Genomic DNA, 4683 nt, shown 5'->3' with positions numbered 1-4683 from the left:
TGATACCAGAGAGCGAGTTTCGCAATTACCTATATACTTCTATAAATATACATATGAAGGCCTTTTTCTATTTATGACAAGAGTGTCCCGTGATATCGTGCCGAAAAAAACAGCCGCAGACAGCAAACACTTCTGACTGTCTGCGGCCCAGAGCACCTTTTGGCTCCGGTATCACGGGACACAAGCAGCATTGCTATTCCTGCACTGCCCCAATAAGCTCCGTCACGTTTTCCACATGATGCTGTTTCATGTATCTTTCAATTCCCTCAAGCACCTCCATAGTTTCACTGGGATTTACAAAATTCATGGCTCCCACGCTTACGGCGCTTGCCCCGGCCAGCAGAAATTCTATGGCATCCTCACCGCTTGCGATGCCTCCCATTCCTACGATAGGAATCTTCACGGCCTTTGCCGTCTGATATACCATGCGTACGGCGATGGGCTTAATGGCCGGTCCGCTCATGCCCCCTGTCTTGTTGGCAAGAGCAAATCTGCGGCTGTGCACATCTATCTTCATGCCGGTTATGGTATTGATCAAAGAAAGAGCGTCCGCTCCCGCGGCCTCTGCGGCTTTTGCCATCTCCGTGATATCCGTTACATTGGGACTGAGCTTCATCATCACAGGCTGCTTTGCATGTCTTTTGATCTCGGAGGTAATATGATACAGAGCGTCCGCATTTTGCCCAAAGGCGATGGCTCCCTCCTTTACGTTGGGGCAGGATACGTTGATTTCCAGCATAGCCACAGCGCTTTCCTCACCCAGTCTCTCCACTACCTCTACATAATCCTCCACGGTTTTTCCACAGACATTCACAATGATCTTCGTATCATACTGCTTTAAAAAAGGAATATCCCTTTGCATAAACACATCAATGCCGGGATTCTGCAGCCCTATGGCGTTCAGCATTCCTCCGTACACCTCAGCCACTCTTGGCGTAGGATTCCCCGGCCAGGGAACATTTGCCACCCCCTTGGTCACCACTGCTCCCAAGCGGTTTAAATCCACAAATTCCGAGTATTCCATGCCGGAGCCAAAGGTTCCAGAGGCTGTCATAACAGGATTCTGAAAGGTCACTCCCGCAATCACTGTCTCAAGCTTCATCAGATTTCCACCTCCTCTGCTTCAAAAACCGGACCGTCTGTACAGATTCTGGCGTTGTGCACATTGGAATGGTGGTCGATCTCCTTTGTTTTCACCACACAGCCCAGACAGGCGCCCACGCCGCAGGCCATGTGCTCTTCCAGAGAAATATAGGCGGGAATGTTCTTCTCCTGGGCATATGCCTTTATCGCCCGCAGCATAGGCATGGGCCCACAGGCAAAAATCAGATCCGCCTCCAGACCTTTTTGTCTGACTGCATCCATAACATTTCCCTGCACTCCCACACTTCCGTCCTCTGTGGCAATCTGCACCGCCCCCAGTTTTTCCATATCTTCCTTTAAAAACAGGTGGTTATCCCGATACCCAAGAACCATCTGCTTGTCCCCCTTTATCTCCTGGGCCAGCTGTAAAATGGGAGGAATTCCGATACCGCCTCCCATAAGCAGCACCCTTTTGCCCTCCCCTTTCTGAAAGGGAAAGCCATTTCCCAAAGGGCCCAGTATAAAGATTTCCTCTCCGGCTTTATAGGAGGAAAATTCTCTGGTTCCCTTGCCTGCAATCCGGTAGACAATGCGGATGGCCGTCTTTTGCTCGTTCACCTGGCAGATGCTGATGGGCCTTGGAAGCAGTGTGCTCTCACTTTTGGGGTAAATGCAGATAAACTGCCCCGGTCCCGCCTCCCTTGCAAGGTCCGTCTCAATCCACATATCGTAAATTTCCGGCGCTGTCTGTCTCTGAGAGAGCACTGCCGCCTTCTGCTTTTGCCTCATATGCTATCATTCCTTTCCATTTTCTTCATTCATAGGTGATTGTGAAACTCGCTGGCAAAGTCACGAAGCTGGTCGTAATAACCAAAAACGGGTTCCGAAGCAGTAGCTAGTCACCCTTATTTTGGTTATTACGCCCAGTTTCTGATACCAGGGAGCAATTTTCGCAGTTACCTATTCTTCATACACCACCCGGCCTGCACAGATCGTGGCTTTTACTCTTCCCTTAAGCCGCCAGCCGGTAAAGGGGGTGTTTGAGGCTTTGGATGCGTATCTTTCAAAAACTGTTTCCGCAGCCGTGTCGATGAGAACCAAATCCGCAGGTCCGCCTTCTGCCAGATATCCCGCCCGCAGATGATACAAGGCCGCAGGATTACAGGTCATTTTGGCAAGAAGCTGCTTCATGGTAAGGTATCCTTCGTCCACAAGCTTTGTAATGCCTAGAGGCAGCGCCGTTTCCAGCCCGATGATGCCGCTTGGGGCCTCCGTGATAGGTTTTGCCTTTTCCGAGGCAGTGTGCGGGGCATGATCCGTGGCAATCAGATCAATGGTGCCGTCTGCCAGCCCCCGGATAATAGCCTGCCTGTCCTCCTCCTCCCGCAAAGGAGGGTTCATTTTGGCCAAAGCCCCATACTCCAAAACCGCCTCCTCCGTCAGGGAAAAATGGTGGGGCGCAGCCTCCGCGTGGATATGAGAGCCTTTCTTTTTGGCCTGGCGCACCAGCTCTACCGCCTCTTTGGTGCTGATATGCTGAATATTGATGTCAGCTTTCGTTTCCAGAGCCAGCTTAAGGTCCCGCTCCACCATAGTAATTTCCGCCTCTCTGGGAGAGCCCTCCACCCCCAGATAAGCGCTGGCCTTCCCTTGATTGATGCCATTGTTCACAATATAGCCCGGGTCCTCCTCATGAAAGCTTATAGGCAGGTCCAGCCTTGCGGCTTCCTCCATAGCCCGGCGTACCAGCGCCTCATCCAAAAGAGGCATACCGTCGTCTGTAAAGCCTGCCGCGCCCTTCTCCGCCAGCTCCTCCATGGGAACCAGCTCCTTTCCCTGCATCCCCATGGTCACATTGGCGCAGGTCAGGACATGGATGCCTGTCCTTTTTCCCTTTTCCAGCACATACTCCAGGGTATCCACATTATCTACCGCCGGCTTTGTGTTTGCCATCAGCACTACCGTCGTAAAACCGCCTCTGGCGGCTGCAGCGGCTCCGGTGGAGATATCCTCCTTCTGGGTAAAGCCAGGTTCCCTGAAATGCACATGCACATCCACTAGTCCCGGAGCCACCAAAAGCCCCTCCGCGTCTATCACCCTGCAGCCCTTTTTGGGCGCCTCAATCTCCTTTGCAATTTTTACAATGACGTCTCCCTCTGTAAGGATGTCATAATTGCCCTCTAAACCTGATTTTGGGTCTATCACATATCCGTTTTTGATCAGCATCATCTGTGCCTCCCTTGCCACATTTCACCTAAGTTTATCACGTTTTCCGGAAATAGGCAATCAGGGAAAGCTTACTCAAACATTACGGTCTGGTCCAGGTACTCCGTCTTGATCACAATATAAGGATAGGAAACGGTCTTATTGCTCTTTTCCTCCGGCTGTGGGCCCAGCAGACTGGTGTTTACATAGATGGCCGTATCTGTCAGGTACAAATCATTTACCGCAATGCTGTAGCCTCCTGTCTCCTGTGGGCCGTATCCGATACATATGTAAAGAGCTTCCCCATCCTTGTAGGTCAGCTGAAAGGCCTCACTTTTTTTCTCCTCTAAAATCTCTGCAAGCTCCTGGGGTATTTTTTCCTCACTTAAAACCGTAAAATCTAAGTCTCTCAGTTTGACTCTCTCCTGGCTCATAAGGGTGCATCCACACAGGCACAACACGTTCAGGGTAATCAAAAGCCCCAAAAAAATCCGTCTCATTCTCTCAAATTCCCTGCTTTTGGGTTTTTCTCTATTCTATGTACAGAACGGGGATTTTATGATATACTCGGGAGGAAACGAAACTGGAAAAGGCAAGGTACTTTTATGATACGATTTCTGATAGTGGCACTGTTTGTCATTCTGTTTTTAATTCTCTCCATTCCTCTTCTGATTGCGGAATGGATCATTGGCAGGTTTAACCCGGCCCTCAAGGACAAAAGCTCTCTGGCCATCGTAAACTGGGCCTTCCGTCAGGTTCTTCGTCTGGCCGGCACCAGGGTGATTGTTCTGGGCGAGGAAAATGTGCCCAAGGACACGGCCGTCTTATACGTGGGCAATCACAGAAGCTACTTTGATATTGTGATGACCTATGTAAGGGTTCCCCGGCCCACAGGCTACATCGCCAAAAAGGAAATGCTCAAATGGCCCCTTCTGACAAACTGGATGCGCAATCTCCACTGTCTGTTTCTGGACCGGGACGATATCAAGCAGGGATTAAAGACCATACTGGCAGGAGTGGAAAAGGTAAAAAACGGGATTTCCATCTGCATTTTTCCGGAAGGCACCCGCAACAAGGTTCCCGACACCTTTCTGCCCTTTCACGAGGGAAGCTTTAAGATCGCAGAAAAGGGAAACGTTCCCGTGGTCCCCATGTCCATCGTAAATTCTGCGGCCATCTTTGAGGATCATCTGCCAAGGGTAAAGCCTGCCACAGTGATCATCGAATACTGTAAGCCCATCTATATCAATGAGCTGGACAAGGAAACCCGGAAAAAGCTTGGCACCTATGTGAGCGGCATTATCTCAGAGCGGTACTTCATCAACAAGAAAGCATTTTCTGATCAGCTCTGAAAATTCCATGCCGTGGGAGGCCTTTACCAGCACCGTATCCCCC

5 protein-coding genes are annotated in these 4683 nt (G+C 50.5%); 1 reads left to right on the top strand and 4 read right to left on the bottom strand.

Going from position 1 to position 4683, the window contains the following annotated elements:
• Positions 1-193: 193 nt before the first annotated feature.
• The 4 genes from AC1WIP_RS11730 to AC1WIP_RS11715 form a co-directional block, all read right to left on the bottom strand.
• A complete protein-coding gene (locus AC1WIP_RS11730; RefSeq protein WP_481142000.1) occupies positions 194-1102 on the bottom strand; it encodes a dihydroorotate dehydrogenase in 909 nt (302 codons plus the stop codon).
• Positions 1102-1872 carry a dihydroorotate dehydrogenase electron transfer subunit gene (locus tag AC1WIP_RS11725; RefSeq protein WP_481141999.1) on the bottom strand — a complete coding sequence of 257 codons (771 nt, stop codon included), beginning with the start codon at positions 1870-1872 and terminating at the stop codon, positions 1102-1104. The genes AC1WIP_RS11730 and AC1WIP_RS11725 overlap by 1 nt, the downstream gene beginning before the upstream one ends.
• A gap of 171 nt (positions 1873-2043) precedes the next feature.
• Positions 2044-3309, bottom strand: a complete 1266-nt coding sequence (locus AC1WIP_RS11720) for a dihydroorotase (protein WP_481142001.1) — start codon at positions 3307-3309, stop codon at positions 2044-2046.
• Between the two features lie 71 nt (positions 3310-3380).
• On the bottom strand, positions 3381-3788 hold the full coding sequence (locus AC1WIP_RS11715; protein ID WP_481141998.1) for a protease complex subunit PrcB family protein: 408 nt from the start codon (positions 3786-3788) through the stop codon (positions 3381-3383).
• Between the two features lie 105 nt (positions 3789-3893).
• On the opposite strand from AC1WIP_RS11715, the gene AC1WIP_RS11710 reads away from it, so the two are divergent.
• Positions 3894-4640: a lysophospholipid acyltransferase family protein gene (locus AC1WIP_RS11710; protein WP_481141997.1), complete on the top strand. Its 747-nt coding sequence runs from the start codon at positions 3894-3896 to the stop codon at positions 4638-4640.
• The last annotated feature ends 43 nt before the right edge of the window (positions 4641-4683 follow it).

The organism is Acetatifactor sp., from assembly GCF_982438285.1.
Note: the sequence above shows the minus strand (reverse complement) of the source record. Positions and strands in the feature narration are given on the sequence as shown.